Origin of the sequence: Streptomyces katrae, assembly GCF_000966975.1 — a bacterium.
GTDB classification, from domain to species: Bacteria; Actinomycetota; Actinomycetes; order Streptomycetales; family Streptomycetaceae; genus Streptomyces; species Streptomyces katrae.
In genome coordinates this window covers 1-453 of record NZ_JZWV01001649.1, presented here as the reverse complement: position 1 = coordinate 453, position 453 = coordinate 1, and the positions used below count along the sequence as shown (strand labels likewise).

Genomic DNA, 453 nt, shown 5'->3' with positions numbered 1-453 from the left:
CAGCCAACCCGGCCGGCCCCGCCGAAGCCTCCGCGACAGGGACCGGCGCAGCCGGAGGCGGCTCGTCCACGGGAGCAACCAGCGGCAACGCCGCCGCCCGCAGCAGCGCCCACCTCAACTCCCGCACCCCCGAGTCGTGCCACGCATCCCCACCGACCGCACCCCCGGCCCCCGGCCGGTTCCGCACCCCGTGCACCCCCACCGCCACCGGCACCGCCAGCACCAGCACCCACCCCGCCGCCGCGGCCCCCGTCTGCCACCACACCGGCCCGAACGCCGCCAGCGCCCGCGTCCCCAGCGCTCCCGCCGACGCCGCCGCCAGCCCTGCCATCGCCAGGCCGCACACCACCGCCCCCAGCGCCGCCGTCAGCGCGGTCTCCCCGTACGAGACCTCCCGCGCCCGCCGCACCGCGAACCACCCCACCGCCAGCCCCGCCGCCACCGGCCCCCCTG

General features: G+C 80.6%; 1 protein-coding gene. It reads right to left on the bottom strand.

Going from position 1 to position 453, the window contains the following annotated elements; translation table 11 throughout:
- On the bottom strand, positions 1 to 409 hold a 409-nt coding region (locus VR44_RS48190), incomplete at its 3' end, for a cell division protein PerM (protein ID WP_245692911.1).
- Positions 410 to 453 lie beyond the last annotated feature (44 nt).